Annotated in this window: 19 protein-coding genes, 3 tRNA genes and 1 pseudogene; 10 read left to right on the top strand and 13 right to left on the bottom strand. The window is 50.5% G+C overall.

What is annotated here, in order from left to right; all coding sequences use genetic code 11:
• Positions 1 to 241: 241 nt before the first annotated feature.
• The 3 genes from mdoC (at position 242) to WN53_RS19030 (ending at position 3,907) form a co-directional block, all read left to right on the top strand.
• Positions 242 to 1,369 carry a glucans biosynthesis protein MdoC gene (gene mdoC, locus WN53_RS19040; protein ID WP_046808170.1) on the top strand — a complete coding sequence of 376 codons (1,128 nt, stop codon included), beginning with the start codon at positions 242 to 244 and terminating at the stop codon, positions 1,367 to 1,369.
• A 313-nt stretch (positions 1,370 to 1,682) separates the two neighbouring features.
• Complete coding sequence (locus WN53_RS19035) at positions 1,683 to 1,907, top strand: hypothetical protein (protein ID WP_021178338.1); 225 nt, start codon at positions 1,683 to 1,685, stop codon at positions 1,905 to 1,907.
• A gap of 278 nt (positions 1,908 to 2,185) precedes the next feature.
• Positions 2,186 to 3,907, top strand: coding sequence for a potassium/proton antiporter (locus WN53_RS19030; protein WP_024485690.1), 1,722 nt, complete (start codon positions 2,186 to 2,188; stop codon positions 3,905 to 3,907).
• 417 nt (positions 3,908 to 4,324) lie between these two features.
• Here WN53_RS19030 and WN53_RS29055 read toward each other — a convergent pair whose 3' ends face one another.
• The 3 genes from WN53_RS29055 to WN53_RS19015 form a co-directional block, all read right to left on the bottom strand.
• Positions 4,325 to 4,456 carry a hypothetical protein gene (locus WN53_RS29055; RefSeq protein ID WP_255417739.1) on the bottom strand — a complete coding sequence of 44 codons (132 nt, stop codon included), beginning with the start codon at positions 4,454 to 4,456 and terminating at the stop codon, positions 4,325 to 4,327.
• Between the two features lie 69 nt (positions 4,457 to 4,525).
• Complete coding sequence (locus WN53_RS19020; protein ID WP_024485692.1) at positions 4,526 to 5,029, bottom strand: YlaC family protein; 504 nt, start codon at positions 5,027 to 5,029, stop codon at positions 4,526 to 4,528.
• 119 nt (positions 5,030 to 5,148) lie between these two features.
• On the bottom strand, positions 5,149 to 5,454 hold the full coding sequence (locus WN53_RS19015) for a hypothetical protein (protein WP_024485693.1): 306 nt from the start codon (positions 5,452 to 5,454) through the stop codon (positions 5,149 to 5,151).
• A 144-nt stretch (positions 5,455 to 5,598) separates the two neighbouring features.
• On the opposite strand from WN53_RS19015, the gene WN53_RS19010 reads away from it, so the two are divergent.
• The 3 genes from WN53_RS19010 (at position 5,599) to WN53_RS19000 (ending at position 9,423) form a co-directional block, all read left to right on the top strand.
• Positions 5,599 to 6,012: an Exc2 family lipoprotein gene (locus WN53_RS19010; protein WP_024485694.1), complete on the top strand. Its 414-nt coding sequence runs from the start codon at positions 5,599 to 5,601 to the stop codon at positions 6,010 to 6,012.
• Positions 6,013 to 6,440: 428 nt separating this feature from the next.
• Positions 6,441 to 7,943, top strand: a complete 1,503-nt coding sequence (proP, locus tag WN53_RS19005; RefSeq protein WP_024485695.1) for a glycine betaine/L-proline transporter ProP — start codon at positions 6,441 to 6,443, stop codon at positions 7,941 to 7,943.
• A gap of 283 nt (positions 7,944 to 8,226) precedes the next feature.
• Positions 8,227 to 9,423: an MFS transporter gene (locus WN53_RS19000; protein WP_235166997.1), complete on the top strand. Its 1,197-nt coding sequence runs from the start codon at positions 8,227 to 8,229 to the stop codon at positions 9,421 to 9,423.
• Positions 9,424 to 9,527: 104 nt separating this feature from the next.
• On the opposite strand, the gene WN53_RS18995 is transcribed toward WN53_RS19000, so the two are convergent.
• Positions 9,528 to 10,484 (bottom strand): DMT family transporter, encoded by a 957-nt coding sequence (locus tag WN53_RS18995; RefSeq protein ID WP_024485697.1) that lies wholly within the window; start codon positions 10,482 to 10,484, stop codon positions 9,528 to 9,530.
• 139 nt (positions 10,485 to 10,623) lie between these two features.
• Here WN53_RS18995 and WN53_RS18990 point away from each other — a divergent pair, with 139 nt between their 5' ends.
• Positions 10,624 to 11,118, top strand: coding sequence for an Lrp/AsnC family transcriptional regulator (locus tag WN53_RS18990; protein ID WP_024485698.1), 495 nt, complete (start codon positions 10,624 to 10,626; stop codon positions 11,116 to 11,118).
• Between the two features lie 124 nt (positions 11,119 to 11,242).
• On the opposite strand, the gene WN53_RS18985 is transcribed toward WN53_RS18990, so the two are convergent.
• On the bottom strand, positions 11,243 to 11,662 hold the full coding sequence (locus WN53_RS18985) for a hypothetical protein (RefSeq protein ID WP_046808169.1): 420 nt from the start codon (positions 11,660 to 11,662) through the stop codon (positions 11,243 to 11,245).
• A 268-nt stretch (positions 11,663 to 11,930) separates the two neighbouring features.
• Between WN53_RS18985 and WN53_RS18980 the strand changes: the two genes are divergently transcribed.
• Positions 11,931 to 12,383 carry a hypothetical protein gene (locus WN53_RS18980; RefSeq protein ID WP_024485700.1) on the top strand — a complete coding sequence of 151 codons (453 nt, stop codon included), beginning with the start codon at positions 11,931 to 11,933 and terminating at the stop codon, positions 12,381 to 12,383.
• A gap of 320 nt (positions 12,384 to 12,703) precedes the next feature.
• Here the strand turns inward: WN53_RS18980 and WN53_RS18975 are convergent, their stop codons facing one another.
• Positions 12,704 to 13,159 (bottom strand): PaaI family thioesterase, encoded by a 456-nt coding sequence (locus tag WN53_RS18975; RefSeq protein ID WP_024485701.1) that lies wholly within the window; start codon positions 13,157 to 13,159, stop codon positions 12,704 to 12,706.
• Between the two features lie 238 nt (positions 13,160 to 13,397).
• On the opposite strand from WN53_RS18975, the pseudogene WN53_RS28980 reads away from it, so the two are divergent.
• Positions 13,398 to 13,673 (top strand): annotated as a pseudogene (locus WN53_RS28980) (site-specific integrase); the annotation flags it as partial.
• A gap of 92 nt (positions 13,674 to 13,765) precedes the next feature.
• On the opposite strand, the gene WN53_RS18965 reads toward WN53_RS28980, so the two are convergent.
• The 6 genes from WN53_RS18965 to uvrY all read right to left on the bottom strand — a co-directional run bounded on the left by WN53_RS18965 (position 13,766) and on the right by uvrY (position 17,297).
• Positions 13,766 to 13,851 (bottom strand) — tRNA-Leu (locus WN53_RS18965).
• Between the two features lie 10 nt (positions 13,852 to 13,861).
• Positions 13,862 to 13,935 (bottom strand) — tRNA-Cys (locus WN53_RS18960).
• A 55-nt stretch (positions 13,936 to 13,990) separates the two neighbouring features.
• Positions 13,991 to 14,066: transfer RNA gene (locus tag WN53_RS18955), tRNA-Gly, on the bottom strand.
• Positions 14,067 to 14,210: 144 nt separating this feature from the next.
• A complete protein-coding gene (gene pgsA, locus WN53_RS18950) occupies positions 14,211 to 14,759 on the bottom strand; it encodes a CDP-diacylglycerol--glycerol-3-phosphate 3-phosphatidyltransferase (protein ID WP_021804755.1) in 549 nt (182 codons plus the stop codon).
• Positions 14,760 to 14,815: 56 nt separating this feature from the next.
• The gene (gene uvrC, locus WN53_RS18945; protein WP_024485702.1) at positions 14,816 to 16,648 is read right to left on the bottom strand and encodes an excinuclease ABC subunit UvrC; all 1,833 of its coding nucleotides are present in this window, start codon (positions 16,646 to 16,648) and stop codon (positions 14,816 to 14,818) included.
• Positions 16,641 to 17,297: a UvrY/SirA/GacA family response regulator transcription factor gene (uvrY, locus tag WN53_RS18940; RefSeq protein WP_024485703.1), complete on the bottom strand. Its 657-nt coding sequence runs from the start codon at positions 17,295 to 17,297 to the stop codon at positions 16,641 to 16,643. Before uvrY ends, uvrC begins: the two co-directional genes overlap by 8 nt.
• Before the next feature lie 792 nt (positions 17,298 to 18,089).
• Here uvrY and WN53_RS18935 point away from each other — a divergent pair.
• A complete protein-coding gene (locus WN53_RS18935; RefSeq protein WP_021178352.1) occupies positions 18,090 to 18,314 on the top strand; it encodes a DUF2594 family protein in 225 nt (74 codons plus the stop codon).
• 368 nt (positions 18,315 to 18,682) lie between these two features.
• Here the strand turns inward: WN53_RS18935 and WN53_RS18930 are convergent, their stop codons facing one another.
• The gene (locus tag WN53_RS18930; RefSeq protein WP_021178353.1) at positions 18,683 to 19,111 is read right to left on the bottom strand and encodes a universal stress protein; all 429 of its coding nucleotides are present in this window, start codon (positions 19,109 to 19,111) and stop codon (positions 18,683 to 18,685) included.
• Positions 19,112 to 19,431 lie beyond the last annotated feature (320 nt).

Here is a 19,431-nt window from a genome sequence, read left to right as displayed (position 1 = left end):
TTCGTGTGCTCAAAATATTCAAAATCCATATTAATGGATTATTCTGCTCGCCGACAACATGATAAACGTGTGCTGATGTTTACGGCTTAGAGTTTAAGCAGTTGTGCAGCGTAGCAAGCCGTGCTCCAAGACGCTATGGAAAAATGTCGGTCGCTATAGTAGGGTTTGAGTTTGCGATTACCCCATTGCCGACTTATTAAGCGGGTTTACACTCCCCTGATGCAACCACCAGCGGTAACCTATGACTAACAGCACTAACCAGCGCGAGTTTTTCCTGGATTCGATCCGGGCCTATTTGATGCTGCTGGGCATTCCTTTTCATCTTTCTCTGATTTACTCCAGCCACTCGTGGGCGGTAAACAGCACGACCCCGTCGTTTTCGCTAACGGTGCTGAACGACTTTATTCACGCCTTTCGCATGCAGGTGTTCTTCATCATCTCCGGCTACTTTTCCTACATGCTGTACGAACGCTATGATAGCCACCGCTGGTTGAAGGTACGCCTGGAGCGGGTTGCCATTCCGCTGTTGAGCTCTATCCCATTGATTACCCTGCCACAGTTTTTTTTACTCAAGAACTACACCGATAAATTAGCCGGCTGGGATGATTTTACCCCTTATCAAAAAATAAACGTGGCGGTCTGGGAGTTGGTCTCCCATCTGTGGTTTTTATTAACCTTGTGCTTATTGACCTGCGCCTGTTTTTATCTGTTTAAAAAAATTAAGGCTATAAAAACGCCGATGGCACCGCGGCCAATAAATAAAATGACCAATCTCAGCAATATCTCATTGTGGTTTTTATTGTATGCCTTTATATACGGCGTGTTTCATCGCATTATTTTAATCACCGCCCCGCATTTACTGTCTAACGGCCTGTTCAACTTCGTGGTGATGGAAACCCTGTTCTACCTGCCGTTCTTCATTGTGGGTGCCTACGCGTTTAAGTACTCATGGCTGAAAGCGGTGTTCCTCAAGCCCTCGTGGCCAGCCGTACTGGGCTCACTGCTGCTGTTGGTAGCCTACATGCTCAACCAGAAACTGCTGGCGCACAGCAGTTTTGGGTTTGAACTGGAAATCATGATCAAAGCCGTGCTCGGGGTCCTGATGGCCAACGTGGTGTTCGCATTTGGCCATGCGCTGCTCGATTTCCATTCGCCTCGCATTACCTATCTGGTCAACGCTTCGCTGTTTATCTATCTGGTTCACCATCCGCTGACGCTGATATACGGCGCCTTCGTGACTCCGCTGATCGATAATAATCTGCTGGGTTTCCTACTGGGCCTGGTGTTCGTCTTTGCTTGCGCCTTCCTGTTATATGAGTTGCACAAGCGCATCCCGCTGTTACGCTTCCTGTTCTCTGGTAAAGCCTAACCTCCCGTGTAAGGGCGTTGCCTGCAGCGCCCTGCTAACATGACACTCCCCCCTCGTAAGTGCGCCGCATGCTGTGACCGCTTAGCTATAATTGATCGGTGGTCAGCGCACATATTGCTCAACCTATCGCGACCCGTTGATGCAAAGTTGTGCTGGAGCATATTGCAGTGACTTGTTATAACTACAGTGCATAAGAAAAAATCCACATCCCTGCCTTACGGTAGCGATTGGGCTCACGAACCCTAAGGGATGGCGCATCACCATCGCGTGCGCCGGTAACATTTCCCTTCCGTCACGACAGAGAGGATTTTTAATGACCGATAAACCGACCGCGGCAACCGAAGCCGTAGCAGAAAACGCCACACTACTGAAAATCTTGGGTAGACTGCTGTCCGCACTGGATTCTTCCATCAGCGGCAAAGATCGCAGCGTATTGGTAACCGAGCTTTCCAGCCTCAACCTGGACGGGATCTCTGAGGCCGAAAGGAAACTGGCAGCCGAATTAATCAAGCGTGCCCTGCAATCACTCGATCACTAACCTCCCGCCTGCAAACCATTAAGCCTCCTGCTGGGGGGTTAATGGTTTTTCATCAATAACCTGTTTCCTACCGTCCTCAATGAGCTGATAAATAGGCACAAAAGCCGCAATACCCACATTTCACCTCTCCTTTCATCAAATTTTGCGGCAACCAGCCATAATGACACCGTTTTTTTGGCAATCAGCCTTGGCGTTGCACAGGAAAAACAGGCTATTATGACCCGGTGTCATTGCTTTGGCGCCCCACCTTTCAGCTCAACTCGCAGGAGAACATTATTTTGGATGCCAGCACGATCAATAGCTTGTTCATCATCGGTGCCGTGTTGGTGGGAGCAAGTATTCTGCTCAGTTCTTTCTCTTCGCGCCTGGGTATTCCCATTCTGGTGATCTTTCTGGCGATAGGCATGCTGGCCGGTGTTGACGGCCCCGGAGGCATCGCCTTCGATAACTATCCCGTCGCCTATCTGGTCAGCAACCTGGCTCTGGCGGTGATCCTGCTCGATGGCGGGATGCGTACCCGCGTCAGCTCCTTCCGTGTCGCGCTATGGCCCGCATTGTCACTGGCCACCATCGGCGTACTGATCACCGCAGGTCTGACGGGCCTGGCCGCCGCCTGGCTGTTTAACCTCGATTTGATCCAGGGGCTGCTGATCGGTGCCATTATTGGATCGACCGATGCGGCAGCGGTGTTTTCACTGTTGGGTGGCAAAGGGCTGAACGAGCGTGTCAGCGCGACGCTGGAAATTGAGTCCGGCAGTAACGACCCGATGGCGGTGTTTTTAACCATCACCTTGATTGCCATGATTTCCGCTGGCGAAACCTCGTTAAGCTGGATGTTCATCGTCCATCTCTTGCAGCAATTCGGTATGGGTATCGTACTCGGCCTGGGCGGCGGGTGGTTGCTGATAACGCTGATCAATCACATCAAGTTGGCGGAAGGGCTGTATCCGCTGCTGGCGGTGAGCGGCGGCATCTTGATCTTTGCCCTGACTACCGCTCTGGATGGCAGTGGCATTCTGGCGGTCTATCTGTGCGGCCTGCTGCTGGGTAACCGTCCAATCCGTAACTACCACGGCATTGTGCAAACCTTCGACGGCCTGGCCTGGCTGAGCCAGATCGGTATGTTCCTGGTGCTTGGGCTGTTGCTTAACCCGCACGACCTGTTACCAATCGCCATCCCTGCCCTGCTGCTCTCGCTATGGATGATCCTGTTTGCCCGCCCGATTTCGGTGTTTATCGGCCTGCTGCCGTTTCGCAACTTCAACCTGCGCGAACGCATGTTTATCTCCTGGGTGGGGTTACGCGGCGCGGTACCGGTGATCCTGGCGGTGTTTCCGATGATGGCCGGGCTACCCAATGCCAATCTGTTCTTTAACGTCGCGTTCTTTGTGGTGTTGGTTTCACTGCTGTTGCAGGGCACTTCGCTGTCCTTTGCCGCCAAAAAGGCCAAGGTGGTGGTGCCACCGGCATTGGCCCCGATTTCCCGCGTGGGGCTGGATGTTCATCAGGAAAACCAATGGGAGCAGTTTGTCTATCAGCTAAGCGCAGAGAACTGGTGCGTTGGCGCGGCGCTGCGCGAACTCAAGATGCCGCCGGGAACGCACATTGCCGCGCTGTTCCGTGGGAAAGAACTGTTACACCCGAGCGGCAGCACCCGCTTGCTGGAGGGCGATACCCTATGCGTTATTGGCCATGAACACGATCTGCCTGCGTTGGGTAAACTGTTCAGCCAGGCGCCTACGGTTACGCTGGATGAGCGGTTCTTCGGCGATTTCATTCTGCAATCCGATGCGCGCCTGAGTGATATCTCTCAGGTCTACGGCCTGAATCTGCAAGAAGGCGTGGACGATCAGCAAACGCTCGGCCAGTTTGTCACCCGGTTAATCGGGGGCGAAGCCGTGGTGGGGGATCAGGTGGAATGGGATGGATTGACCTGGACTATCGCGGAGATGGATGCTAATCAAATCAGCAAGATAGGCGTCAAGATCGTTACCGATTAACCCGTTAATCGCCATTAACCATGCCGTTGCGGGAACTAATCCGGCCCGGAAAACTCTTAATGACAGTCATTAATGCCCACCTCAGCGTTGAGGTGGGCCGTTTGCGGTACATCAACCGTCGGATAAGATCTTGAGCAGCAAAGCGAAGTTCTTTTCAGCCTTGACCGTCATCGCTTTAAGCGTTGCCTTACTGGATTTGGGTATCGCCGATTTGGTCCATCGAATACTATTTGGATGATGTAACCTGATGCAAAAACAACAAGAGAAAGATTTACTGGGAAAAGTGCTGCTGACCGTTTCTGCCCTGTGCCTCGTCACCGTGGCCGGACTGTTGGTCTGGGGTTTTGTGCTGGATTGAGGCAATGTCTGGCGAGCGGGCATAAAAAAACCGCCGCGGCGGTTTTTTTGGCAATTCAATCAGATTTTGCAGCCTTCGCAGTCTTCTTCATCCTCGAAAATCTCAGGAACTTCCCTGGCCTTCTGCGCCGCATTTTTTTCCGCTTTGGCTAATTCATCATCAATGTCAAAATCAAAAATATCATCACTCATCGCTATTTCCTAAGAATAGTCTCATGACCAACAACTATTATAGCCAACCTCGACAACGGTGCAACCTATTCAGCTCAGCGCGGCCTGCGGCGCTGACGGGGTGGCTAACCTTTTGGCATAGGCCAGATCGTAAACGTCATAGAAATCAATCTCGCCCTTGTTGGCGATGATTTCCTGCATACGCGTTTTCAACACCGAGCTCACCGTAGGTTCGTTCAACAGCGCCTGGATAGCCTGCGGCGACAGTGCGCGCGTAAAGTACCATTCCCCATTGTAACAAACTCGCAGATCCAGCACGCCGATGTCCTCGAAGCGGTAAACCGGTTTGATTTCAATCAGCAGCATGGCAAACATAAACAACACAAAGGCAGTAAAACCCAGGAACGAATACAGCCCCATATAGGGCACCGGGTACATCACCGCAATCACCGCAAAATAGCCAGCGAACATGGCAAAGCACAGCCAACGGTGGGTACGTGCAAACTCGCTGTTGAAACGCGGCTTGCCGTCACGCCCTTCCCGCCGGTTAATCTGTTCTATCTCTGCAACCAGGATGTTCTTAATCGTATCCATCGCCATACCTTAATGCCTCAGCGCATCGTGACTATCACCAATCTCAGCCCAAGCTATCACAATGACAGTTTATTGAGGTAGATCAATTCCTGCATTATTCGCCGCAAACTGTTATAGGATCAACGTGACTGTGATGCCCTTCCCTGCCCCTGAGCGACCATAAACATACGCTGCGCAACATCATCCGCCTGCTTGATTTTACGTTTCTGCGGTTCGTCACAGCGATGCGCAGCGCGTACATAGGCGATTTCATGTGCCTGATCGATCATCGAAATCACCTTGTCGCACGCTGTTTTATCCATATTGCCCAATAGGGTGGTGATGATTGCCTGGTAGGCATTGGAGGCCGCAATGAGTGCCTGTTCACGGGCTTCCAATGCCTCTATACGCTGCAAAAGCACTTGAAGCAGTTCGGTATCAGACATATCCACCTCCACTCACCAGGCAACGCTGCCTGTAATAAGTGTAGCAAGGGTTGCGCTATCATGATGGGTTTCAATGTGTTGCTACTGGGATAGGATAGAGGGACATCCTCTGGAACCTTCAATACCTATAACAAGGAGCATCACATGCCATCAAAACGTTATCGTTCTATCCCGTTGTTAGCCACGTTATTACTTTGCGCTTGTACTGCCTCACAAAGCAGCGTTGAAAGACACGCCCGCCATGCCACTTATCAGTTGGCGAATGCGCATTTCGACCCCAACACACAGACCAATATCTCGAAGTCAGCCAAAACCGCCATCCCGTTCTTCGAGCAGTTCTACCAGGCAGGAAAAAAAGATCGCCAGGATGGACTGACCCGCGAACAGGCACAGCAAAGAGTGAATGGGTTCCGCAGCCCTGATTTTTTACCTGAGTCAGAGCAAAAGGCGATGATGTTTAATCAATCCTATACGGCTGACTCGCCGAAAAAACAGCGCGAGATCCTGCTCGAAAATGCTATCGCCACTTACTGGGATGGTTATGACGGCAAGCCTTAACCAGGCGAACTTTAGCAGCCCCCTTCTCTTACCTCTGTGAGGGGGCCTTAACCCTGTATCATTCCTGTACTGTTCGGGGACATTGTAGACAGGTGTTCGCAGACATGCTGAACACTTTTTAGCACCCTTTATTGATGAAAATTGGTCCATCCCTCAGATAATCCTGCAGTAAAAGCCTCTGAAAAACATAACATTTTTTACTCGATTTGATTCAAATCCCAGATAACGCTAAGCTATATGACAAGAAAAACTAATCCTAAGGATGACCTTTTTTGTTTAAAACCCTATTTATTGTGATGAGACTCTCAGAAAAAAACCACGAGGACAATCTGCAAAACAAAGGTGACATTAGCCTGACTGATATCTTGACCAATAAAAATGAGCGGGCCGACGAACTCGCCGACGATCAATTTTGCATGGGATGATTTATGAAGCTAAGAAAAAAAAGGCATAAACCACTACAGATTAATGACATCACTATTATTGATGACAGCAAGTTAAAGAAAGCCATTACCGCCGCCGCATTAGGCAACGCCATGGAATGGTTTGACTTCGGTGTTTACGGCTTTGTCGCCTACGCACTTGGCCAGGTGTTCTTCCCTGGCGCCACGCCCGGCGTGCAGATGATTGCCGCTCTGGCCACCTTCTCGGTTCCTTTCCTGGTACGTCCTTTGGGCGGCGTCTTCTTCGGTGCCATGGGCGATAAATTCGGCCGCCAGAAAGTGTTATCCATCACCATCATTATTATGGCGATCAGTACCTTCTGTATCGGCCTGATCCCGTCCCACGCCTCAATTGGCATCTGGGCCCCTATCCTGCTGTTGCTGGCCAAACTGGCACAGGGCTTCTCCGTCGGTGGGGAGTATTCTGGCGCAGCCATCTTTGTGGCCGAGTATTCACCAGACCGTAAACGCGGATTTATGGGCAGCTGGCTCGACTTTGGCTCCATCGCCGGCTTCGTATTAGGGGCTGGTGTGGTGGTACTTATCTCCAGCATCGTGGGTGAGGCCAACTTCCTCGACTGGGGCTGGCGTATTCCGTTCTTCCTGGCAGCACCGCTGGGTGTGATTGGCCTGTATCTGCGCCACGCCTTGGAAGAAACGCCAGCGTTCCAGCAGCATATGGACAAAATGGAACAGAACGATCGTGCGGCCATTGAGAACCCGCCGAAGACCTCGTTCAAAGAGATCGCCACCAAGCACTGGAGAAGCCTGCTGGTGTGCGTAGGTATCGTGATCTCGACCAACGTGACCTACTACATGCTGCTGACCTACATGCCAAGCTACCTGTCGCATAATCTGCACTATTCCGAAGACCACGGCGTGCTGATTATCATTGCCATCATGCTAGGTATGTTGTTCGTCCAGCCACTGGTCGGCATGACCAGCGACCGCATTGGCCGTAGACCCTTCATCATTGGCGGTAGCGTCGGCCTGCTGTTGCTGGCCATCCCTAGCTTTATCTTGATCAACAGTAACGTTATTGGCCTGATTTTTGTTGGTCTGTTGATACTGGCCGTGTTGCTCAACTCCTTTATCGGAGTGATGGCCTCCATTCTGCCTGCGATGTTCCCAACGCACATCCGTTACAGCGCGCTGGCGATTTCATTCAATATCTCGGTACTGATTGCAGGTGTCACACCAACGCTGGCCGCCTGGCTGGTCGAAACCACCGGCAACCTGTATATGCCAGCCTATTATCTGATGGTAGTGGCAGCGATTGGTCTGGTTACCGGCCTGTATATGAAAGAAACGGCTAACAAGCCGCTGCGCGGTGCTGCTCCTGCCGCCTCTGACCGCTCAGAAGCCAAAGAGCTGCTGCAGGAAACTTACGATAATATCGAGCAGAAAGTCGAAGATATCAGCCAGCAAATCGCCGATTTGGAGAAGAAAAAGCAAACGCTGATCGACCAGCATCCAAAACTGGATTAATTCTCCACGCTGAACAAACAGGCCAGAGCTCGTTAGCGTAACGACTCTGGCCTTTTTATTTCTCTCAACGGGCGTATTACGAGCCGGTTAAGATTCTGTCCGTTGCCTCGTTCGTTCTGTTTGCTTCCCCCCACGAACATGCTAATTTGCCATGACTTTTCAGGAATGACGCAGTTATCAGGTTCGGATACCTCAATGCTCTGCGCCCCTAACTTCAACAGTAATAATTAAGGGGGTGCTCTTGCCCGGCCGAACTTTCAATCCCGTCGCCATGTACCAAGGGTTGCCAAACGACGTCTATTTTATTGCCTTAGCCAGGTTTGTTCTTGGCCTTGGCAATTTCATCATACCGTTCATGGTTCTGCTGCTAACGCAAAAACTAGGCTATTCAACAACCATAGCAGGCGGCCTGGCGATGGGAGTCACCGCATTCTATCTTTTGGGGAATCTGGTCGGCGGCAAGATGTCCGATAGTTTCGGCCATAAGAACATGATGATTTGGGGGGAGATCGTTGGTTCGATAATCTTGGTCGTGAGCGGTTTCTTTGCCGATTGGCATACTCTGCTACCGGCATTGCTTTTTGTCAGCTACTTCTTTTTTGGTGTAGCTCTCCCGGCAAGTAATGCCCTTGTCGCCGATCTATCCACACCAGCCAATCGCAATGCGGTGATGTCGTTAAGCTATCTTGCCTACAACCTGGGCTCTGGCGTTGGACCGGTTCTGGCTGGCTATCTTTTCTGGAACTACACCGCCTGGATTTTTTGGGGTAATGGCCTCGCCGGCCTGATAGGCGTAGCCATCGTTTTATTGTACGTAGCCAATCCTGCCGACGGTCGGGTAACAAACCATCGAGAACACTCCGAACTGGAAAAAGCCACAGATGCTTCGGTATGGCAGGTGTTCAAGCAAAGGCCTCGGCTGCTGGTATTCGGCGTGTTATGTATGCTGCTGTGGTTTTCGTTAAACCAAATGACCATGACCACCCCGCTCTACCTTAGCCATATTTTTGGCCAACAAGGGCCGGTCTTGTTTGGCCAGTTAATGACCTCCGCCAGCATTTTGGTAGTGGTGATGACACCGCTGATTATCAGAATGACCATCAACATCTGCGACATTAAAAGCCTGGCCATTTCCGCGTTGGCGTTGGCACTGGGATATGGCATTACCATGCTATACCCTCTGGTTGCCATGCAGTTTATTGCCTGGTTCTTTCTTACCATCGGCGAGATCTTGCTCGTCACCAAGGAAGGGATCTATTTAGCCAATAACTCCCCACGCAGCCATCGTGGACGCATCAGCGGGATAGTGACCACCATTAGGAGCCTGGGCCTGATGCCTACCTATATCTTGATGGGGGCGTATATACAAAGCTATGGCTACCTGGATGCCTGGAAATTAATCATTGGTATCTCATTGCTTACGGGGTTGATGTTGATAGCCCTTTCGGTCCAGCAGAGAAAGGTTGGCGAGAATTACTAGAGCAGTCCCATAAGCTGGCCAAGCTAACTTGGCCATGTTTACTTACGGGCGCAGCATTGGAGATGTTTGTCCAACATTTGGGGTTCAGTTCACATGCAGCGCCCCTACTGAGTCTTAATGCCTCTTGCCGATGGCTTTACCGTCACAATAAAAATACCCGACATAATGACCAGCAGGCCAATACCCAGCGTGAGAGTCAATTGCTCCCCCAGGAAGACAACGGACATCAGTAAGCCTATCACCGGCACCCCGAGCATCGCCGTCGACATGCTGGTGCTCGACAACCACATGCTGGCGGCATTCACCGCAACAAAGCAGAACGCGGTCGCCAGCGGCCCCATAAACAGCAGTATTTCGATTAACGATGTAGAACCATCGCCTGTATATGGCCCTTCGAAAACCCGAGCCATCAGTGCTAACGGTACGCTTGCCAACAGCATCTGCCAGGGAGCAAGCTCATATGCGCTGCACACCCCTTTATGATAACGCAGGTGCAAAATGCACATCGCCCAGGCAAAAGAGGCCGTAAGCAACATCAGGTTCGCCACGATGAGAGCCTTATCGCCCCAGTTAAACGTGAACGGGTTGAACAGCACAATGACCCCTACACCACCCAGCAACGATCCCATCAGTTGCCGACGTGAAAGCGACTGCCGGAAAAACAACACTGCGATAGGCATGACCCAGAGCGGCGTAGTGTAAGCCAGGATTGCGGATCGGCCAGCAGGTACTTCGGTCATGGCAAAGGCACCGAGCACGGTAAATGTCAGCATTTGCAGCAGCCCCACGCTCGCCACCAACGGCCAATCCTTGCGTGGCGGGAATCGCAGCTTTTTGGTCAATATCTGCAGAGCAAACAGGCACAGCGCGCCACTGACAAATCGGGTGGTAGAAAGCCAAATCGGCGTCATATGAGAAAGCCCAGCCTTCATCACCGGCCAGTTCGCCCCCCAAATCACAATAGCCCCAACCAACAGCAGGACGCCTTTGATTTTCACGCTATCGGGCGCGTAGCTCGACACGCTTGGCGAGCCGGTTAAGTATTTACCCTCAGTATCCACAGCGGTTTCTCATCCATTTATTCAACATGCCAATTTTATCTGGATAACCGGGGAAACTTTCTCTTATTATGTTCATCAAATCGGTTTTTATGAGTCACTTTAACCTCATAAATCACATTTTAAGGGTAAATTTTCTCATATGAAGAAGCTTGATCGCACAGACGTGGCCATTCTCAACTCGATGCAGACGAACTCGCGGATCACCAATGCCGAGCTTGCCCGTTCGGTCAATCTCTCCCCAACCCCTTGCTTCAACCGTGTAAAAGCCATGGAGGAGTTGGGCATCATCAGGGGACAAGTAACCTTACTGGAACCGGCGGTGCTAGGGCTCCATGTGAACGTATTTATTCAGGTGAGTTTGGAAAAGCAGGTGGAAGGTGCGCTCAGCAACTTTGAACAAGCCATTGATCAGCGGCCAGAAGTGATGGAGTGTTATCTGATGACGGGCGATGCAGACTACCTGCTGCGGGTATTGGTGCCCGATATTCGCGCACTTGAGCGTTTTATTCTGGATCATCTGACCAAGATCCCGGGCGTAGCCAACATCCGCTCCAGCTTTGCCCTCAAGCAGGTGCGTTATAAAACGGCGCTGCCGCTACCGGCAGAAGGCATCAGCATAGTCTCGACGAAATAGTCGTTTGATAACGAGTCACGCATGAGCTGGCAAACTTCAACCGACTCAAGGCGTAGGGGCGCTGCACGCTGCGCCCAATTTTGAATAAGCTGCGCGAAAGTTGGAACCTCCGCGCATAGAAGGATTATTTTTTCTTGGCAGTAGTCGGATTTGGTTTGGCTTTCTTTGGCTTGGCAACGACTTCTGCAGCAACGGTTGACTCTTTAACCGCTGGAGCCGATGTCTTGGCCCTCGATTTTGCCGCTACGGGGGCCTTGTCGACATTGTTTTTTGCTTTGGCCGCAACGACTGCAGGTTTACTCGGCGTTGTAACCACCTTGGCCTCCGAGGCAGGAGGCTCTATAGCGTTGTCCTTAGCTTGAACAGCACCGGGCTCTGCAGCTAATGCCTTATACTTTTCCACCAGGTTTTGGTAAGTATTTAACGCTTTGGCGCCATTAAAGGAGTTGTCAATTTTCCCAGCGCGGATCAGTTCGATAACCACCTGCTGGGCCGCTAGCTCTGGATGTTTCGCCGGATTAATAATCTCAATTTCAAATTCCATCGTCATCTCCTGATTGAATAGCCGAGTCTTGTAGCATACCAGTTGCCGCTGGCAACGAAATCGGGCTGAATCCATTCAATTGATAAATCGACGATAGAAAAGCCTAGCCCTCCGTGATTGAATTCGACCATCGACTGAGAAAATGCGTCATTGCTTGTCGAATCGCGTTAAGGGCTATTGAGTGCTAGATTTAGATATGCCCCTCTGCCACTGAGATATCCAGTCCGTATCCGTGGCAACAGAGCGGCTCATTTTGGGAGGAACTACAATGTCAAAAAATGCAGCCGTTATGCTGATACTTACGCTACTTGGCATCGCCCCGGCCCACGCCATCAACGCAAAATTTGCCCAGCAGCTTGAACGTTCTGGCTGCACCCAAGTGACCGAGGCCCAAGGCTGTGACATTCACAAAACCAAGGCCGAGAATGCCAAGGCCGGTTTTGGAGCCGCCCCCGCCGCTGACACGAGTGCCAGCCCATATACCGGTGAGTGGGTTGCCACATTCCCACAGACGGGTGCCACGGTAGCGACAATCAGTATCGATGCCAAGGATCATGTCTTGGTCAACGGTAAGCAGGTTAAAGCAAAAAAATCTGATGGTGCGCTGGTGTTCAAAAATGGCGCTATCACTTATACCATTCAAGGAGATCGTCGCCTCAAGGGGGAAGATGTCTGGGTGGATAATGATGCAGGCAGCAAAGGAGTGATTAATGCCAAATAGAGGGTATTAGTTGTGCTATTTTTAGCCGACAAGCGGATTTCAGGCACAAAGAAGCCCCGGCGGCTAAGCATGAGCTTTTCTATAAGGTTGTGGTGGCCAGTGCTGATCTCCGGCATGTGGCAGGTTGAAATATTCACATTCTTGCCCCTGCGCATTCACCACATATTCAGTTAACCTATCAGTTTACGGTATGTCTGGGTTGTTGATGGCTTTGCTTGCGCATTACGCAGCAGCCTCGCAAAGTTGCTCTGTAATGGTCAATCAAAAACCGCCCGGAGGCGGCCAAAATCAATATCATTAGGTAATTATTCTTCTCCATATTATGACACTATCTTCCACGTCGAGTCCGGAACCTCAAAAGGAAACACCTTGAACGTTGCAGTAGCCGTCGCGATAATATCCCCAGCCTCGTTAAATAATTCACCAGAGGTAAATATAATCGAATTCTTTGCATGAGCAATGCGTCCTCTGCCATAAATTTTCCCTGGGTAAGCTGCATTTACAAAGTTAGTCTTGGACTCAATGGTTATAGCAACTTTCCCTTGAGGCATTGTGATATAGATGGCTGGCCCCATTGAATCATCCAACATTGCCGAGAGCACCCCTCCTTGAATACATCCTATAGGGTTTGCTAGTGAATCGCTTGCTTCAAACTCAACATGTACCTCTTTCTCTTCACTATTGTATTTAATGAATTTCCAACCAAGCGTTTTTGCAACAGGAGACATTTCAGCAAGGCCATTAACAACATTCATGAAAAGTGGTTCACTAGACATAAGTTCCTCTGCATCAGATAAGACAGGAACTATTAATGTAGTAGAAATCCTATACAGTTCAAATTGAGAACAACATTTTATAAATTCAACCTGGTTGCAAAACACTGTGCCCTTCAGATCCCGAATAGGCGATCAGCAAAGTCAACTTTCGTGGGGTAATTCTGCACGCCAAATATTCAGCGAGCCTATCTGTCAGGCGCAGATTTGTAGTGAGGCTTGAAGCGCCAGTGTGTAGCTAAGCGTGTTCGTTCTTCACCACCCGTCGGGATCCAGGTATAACCCGGGACAGCTTTAACGCACATTGGATGAAGGCTAAAAAGGCAACATCGGAGAAACATCCAGACCTGAGTTTCGATTGCACGTTCCACGATTTGAAAGCAAAAGGCATTGCTGATCTGGACGAAAGCCTGTACGACAAGCAATATCTGGCCACAAGAACGTGACGCAAACGGCGCGGTATGATAGAAAAATTGCGGTTGTGCCAGTGGTCGGCGGCCAGAATATGGCGAAATGATATGGCAAAAGGGGATTTTTGGCACAAAAAAACCGCCTCTCGGCGGTACGACATTACTACATATTGCTTTGATTATTCTTAGTTTATTTTCCTGGTACCCGGGGCGGGACTTGAACCCGCACAGCCATAAGCCGAGGGATTTTAAATCCCTTGTGTCTACCGATTTCACCACCCGGGCTCGGGAAAATTGGAGGCGCGTTCCGGAGTCGAACCGGACTAGACGGATTTGCAATCCGCTACATAACCGCTTTGTTAACGCGCCTTAATTCTGTTTGCCTTTGCAGGCTAAAGCTCGCAATCACCAGCTTTACTAAATTTGGAGCGGGAAACGAGACTCGAACTCGCGACCCCGACCTTGGCAAGGTCGTGCTCTACCAACTGAGCTATTCCCGCTTTAATCAGAACTTGCTGATTTTTTTAAATCTTTTGGCAACTCACCGCTGCCGTCTGATGCGATGCATTCTACTTATCTGGCGTGGTGAGTCAATAAAATTGTTGTCTCACCGGGTTCGTTTGCCGATTTTTACATCGCTTCGATCAAGGTTCCAGCAAATCGCGGCGTGCCGCGTTCAAATATTGGAACATTGACCAGAAGGTCAGCACGGCGGCGATGTACAGCAAGCCGAACGACAGATACTCCACCGTAGGCTCTGGCCGCCACAACAGGCCAACCAATGACATCATCTGCGCCATGGTTTTCACCTTGCCAATCCACGAAACCGCCACGCTGCTGCGCTTGCCGATTTCCGCCATCCATTCGCGCAACGACGAGATAATGATCTCGCGGGCGATCATGGTTGCCGCAGGCAGAGTGATCCACCAGGTGTGATAATGTTCCGCTACCAGCACCAGGGCCACCGCCACCATCACCTTATCGGCAACCGGATCGAGGAACGCGCCAAAGCGGGTTGTCTGCTTCCAGCGACGGGCTAAAAAGCCGTCAAACCAATCGGTTACAGCAGCAAACACGAAAATGACCGCACAGAGCATCGGAGCCCAGACGAACGGCAGATAAAACGCCAGGACGAAGAACGGGATCAAAACTACGCGGAACAGGGTAAGCCAAGTCGGTATATTCAATTGCATAATGCTGGTAACTATCTGGCTGGAGTGGAAATTAAGAGTATGTTGCTACATTGCCCTCAGTGTTTCAATGCATTGTAGATCTTTTCTGCCAATGCTTGTGAAATACCCGGCACTTTTGCAATTTCCTCAACGCTGGCGTTCAATAATGGTTGAAGTCCACCCATATACTTCAACAGCACCTGACGCCGTTTTGGCCCAACACCGTCGATCAGCTCCAAGGCGCTGGTGTTTTTGACTTTCGCCCGTTTCTGGCGATGGCCGGTGATCGCATGGTTGTGTGAGTCATCACGAATATGCTGGATCACGTGCAGTGCCGGCGAGTCCGAAGGTAGCGAAATCCCCTCCCCCTCAGGGACGAAGAACAACGTCTCCAGCCCGGCTTTGCGATCGCTGCCTTTGGCAATACCGATCAGCAACGGTTTGTGCTTGTCCCAGGTCACGTTCAGCGAATTGAACACGTCAATCGCCATACCCAGTTGCCCTTTGCCGCCATCAATAAAGATGACGTCCGGGATCTTGCTCTCTTCCAGAGCTTTACCATAGCGCCGTTTCAGCACTTGCGCCATCGCCGCATAGTCATCACCCGGCGTGATGCCAGTAATATTGTAGCGCCGATACTCCGAGCGCAATGGACCATTGCTGTCGAACACCACGCAGGAAGCAACGGTCTGCTCTCCCATGGTGTGGCTGATATCGAAACACTCCATCCGGTTTATTTCGGTCAGGCTCAGCGTTTTCGCCAGTTCCGCCAACCGCTGATGGATAGTCGATTGCTGAGAAAGCTTGGTGACCAGCGCCGTCGAAGCATTGGTACGCGCCAGCTTCAAGTAGCGGGCACGGTCGCCACGCGGCTTGCTCTGGATCTGGATCTTGCGGCCAGCCAGTTCGCTTAGCGAGCTAGCCAACAGATCTTTTTCCGGTAACATAAAGTCCAGCAGGATCTCGGACGGCAAGGTGCGCGCCTGGCTGCCTTGTAAATAGAACTGGCCCACAAAGGTTTGCACCACTTCACTCAGTTCTGTTCCACCCGGTACTTTCGGGAAGTAGCTGCGGCTGCCTAACACCTTGCCCTGGCGAATAAACAGCACGTGTACGCAGGCCATACCCGCATCGAAAGCCACGCCGATCACATCCAGATCGTCGCTGTCTCCTGAGACAAACTGCTTTTCTGTCACTCGCCGTACCGCCTGGATCTGATCGCGGATGCGCGCAGCTTCTTCAAAATTGAGCAGTTTGCTGGCGTTTTCCATCCGCGCAATCAACTGGTGCAATACCTGCTGATCCTTACCGGACAAAAACAGGCGCACATAGTCTACTTGCTGGCGGTAATCTTCCTCACTCACCAAACCGGCAACGCATGGCCCCAGACAACGGCCAATCTGATACTGCAGGCAAGGACGGGAGCGATTGCGGTAGACGCTGTTATCGCATTGACGCACGGGGAACAGTTTTTGCAGCAGCGCCAGCGTTTCACGCACGGCGTAAGAATTGGGGAACGGGCCAAAGTATTCACCTTTGGCATGCTTGGCACCACGGTGTACCGTCAGCCGTGGGTGGCTATCGGCACTCAAAAAAATCAGCGGATAGGATTTATCGTCGCGCAACAGAACATTATATCGGGGCTGATACAGCTTGATATAATTATGTTCCAGCAGTAACGCCTCGGTTTCCGTATGGGTAACGGTAACGTCAATTTGTGAGATATTTTTGACCAGCGTTTCCGTCTTACGGCTACTGACCTGAGTGCGGAAATAGCTCGCGAGACGTTTTTTCAGGTCCTTGGCTTTACCCACATAGATCACCGTCCCCGTCAGATCATACATGCGATAAACGCCAGGCTGACTGGTTACGGTTTTAAGAAATGCCGGTGCATCAAAACGATCATTCACTGCTTAACAATGTCTCCGCGTTGAACAGCCCGTGTCTGATCGCCAGGTGGGTCAATTCAACATCCCCGCTGATATTCAGCTTGGTGAACATACGATAACGATAACTATTCACTGTTTTAGGGCTGAGATTCAGCTGTTCTGAGATCTCATTCACTTTCTTCCCTTTAGTGATCATCAACATAATTTGTAATTCACGCTCAGACAAGGTGCTGAACGGGTTTTCCGCCTGCGGCTCCAACTGGCTTAATGCCATTTGCTGGGCGATGTCCGAAGCGATGTAGCGCTGGCCGGCATGTACCGAACGGATCGCATTAATCACCTCTTGCGGTGCTGCGCCTTTGCTCAGATAGCCAGCAGCGCCCGCCTGCATCACCTTGGCAGGCAACGGATTCTCAGTATGAATAGTCAACATGATGACCTTGATATCGGGCGTGTAACGCACAATCTTACGGGTGGCTTCCAGCCCCCCAATACCCGGCATATTCATATCCATCAAAACGATATCGACAGAGTTGCCGCGGCACCATTTTACGGCATCTTCACCGCATTGTGCTTCGCCAACAACTTTAATGCCTTTGATATCTTCAAGAATGCGTCGTATCCCTGCGCGCACCAGTTCGTGGTCATCAACAAGAAGAACGCTAATCAAGGAAAATTCTCCAAAATAAGGGAGTAACGCAATCAATCAGCCTCTGTCATCTAAACAGATATTACTTGGTTTTCAGCAAAGAATGAATACAGATTAATACTTACTCTCGGTTAACTATGGCCGGGTTTGTCGACCCCTGCGCCACCTTTGTTACGATTAAACCACTGGTTAGCGGATAAAAAACCATCAAGCCTATTAGGCTTAATACATTACCACCATGATACGCCATTTTACGCCTTCTGGCGGGAAAAATAATCGCTGTTTTCACAAAACCAGATAATAACCGCCCTACCAACTATCACCCGTAACTATATGAATTACAAAAAAATAACAAAATTACGCCATTTTTAATCACGTACAAACCGCTATAGGGAAACCCTTATTCAGAATACATAACCGTTGTAGACGGCGAAAAAGGTGACATTTCAAGAGAAAATAACCGACTTAAATGTCAATAGCTTGCAGATGAAATAGTTATTCATCACGTCGAATTAAGCCAGTATTACTTTATAAAATCCACTCGATCTGAAAGCCCACACCCCGCCACTAACTATAAATGAGTACGCAAAGGAATTACACCACTAGCGTAAAAAAATGCCCTGCCAACCAGCCCTCACGGGCATCATGCCCTCGCCACGCGGCCTCAGCGATACGAACCGCCGATGCTGTGATATACTCCGCGCCCTAAATGAGGCACGGGGTCTGCCTGGGTGAGTCGGCAGCGGGTTGTTGTGCATCAAACCACATTTCACATTTCACTTCAGGCTTATGCCTTAAAATTCAGGAGATAAAATGAGCAACGTTGACTTCACTACGTCTGCAAACCCGCAAGCGCTGGCCACAGAAGTTGCCTGCCTCAAAGCGACTTTGACGTTGATATTAAAGGCAATTGGCCAGGCTGATGCCGGTAAAGTGATCATCAATCTGGAACGTTTTGCCGCTCAGGTAGATGACCCGGATCAGGCTGAAATCTTCAAGAACAGTATTCAGCAGATCAAGCACGCCTACCGCCAATAATCCGTGCGTTATCAGGCCCCCGTTTGGGGTCTGATAACGGCTTGGCGATGTAATCCCCCCCTCCTTAGCGGTTGAATGATAAGTTTCGTAACAGAATATTTTCTATCATTAACTTAACCAACATCCACTCTAGCGCATTAATCATTAGTTGAAAAAACAACAATAGGATTAGTCCCATTTAATCATTAATAATGTTGTGGGATTTTTATTACCCCATTATTGTTCGTACCGCGAATAAATAGCCCTATAGTTTAGGAATTAACTCACCTTTCGCGCAGTATCTGCACGGGCATGCTGGCAAGCACCGTTTTCTTTGGGGTAATTGGCCCGCAAGGCACGGGCCGGGTTTGATGGAGACTAACTACTGCTTATCGGACTACCATCACCGAGATCTTGGCGTGGCGGACAATGGCGGCCGCATTTGAGCCGAGCAGATAGGTTTTGACACTAGGACGGCGAGAGCCAATCACGATCAGATCGGCTGAGATTTCCTCGGCAAGTTGTAACACCTCGTCACGTGGCGAACCGAAGCTGATGGTATAAGAAAGACGCTCCAACGGCAGATCGATCCCCGCCATGAGCTTCTTCAACCCCTCCACCGCCTTCACTTCAGCCTGATTTTCAAACTCTTTGATGCCAAACGAATAGGCGGTCACAAACGCCGAAGCATCCGGCAAGGCATGGAAGAAATGCACCTTGGCCCCAGACATCTTGGCCAGATACTCCACGTGTTCGAGCGCATGTTCAGTCAATACGTCTTCAGCAAGATCTACCGGTACTAAAATGGTCTTGTACATATTCAATCCCCTCTCTGTATTACCGTGATGAACACAGCTTACCGCTGGCCAATGGGAGCTTGTACCTATTTATGATGCTTTTGTGATCAGCAGGTGTAGCTGGTGGCTTCTCGACCTTTTGGCCACCATTACTCAACCAATGATTTATACTTTTGTGATTTGAACCGCAAAACCAACCAAATGTACGCTGCACGCCCGGCGATCCTCTGCCAAGCCGCGCCAGCTGCAGCAATAAACTGATTAGAACTCAACTGCTCCCCGCGCAAAACCCACTATTAACGCCCCTCAAGCACAAGCAGGCATCAGGATTAGTTTTACCG

This window comes from Serratia fonticola, assembly GCF_001006005.1.
Taxonomy (GTDB): Bacteria; Pseudomonadota; Gammaproteobacteria; order Enterobacterales; family Enterobacteriaceae; genus Chania; species Chania fonticola.
The sequence above is the reverse complement of the archived record's forward strand: the minus strand, read 5'-3'. Positions and strand labels throughout refer to the sequence as shown.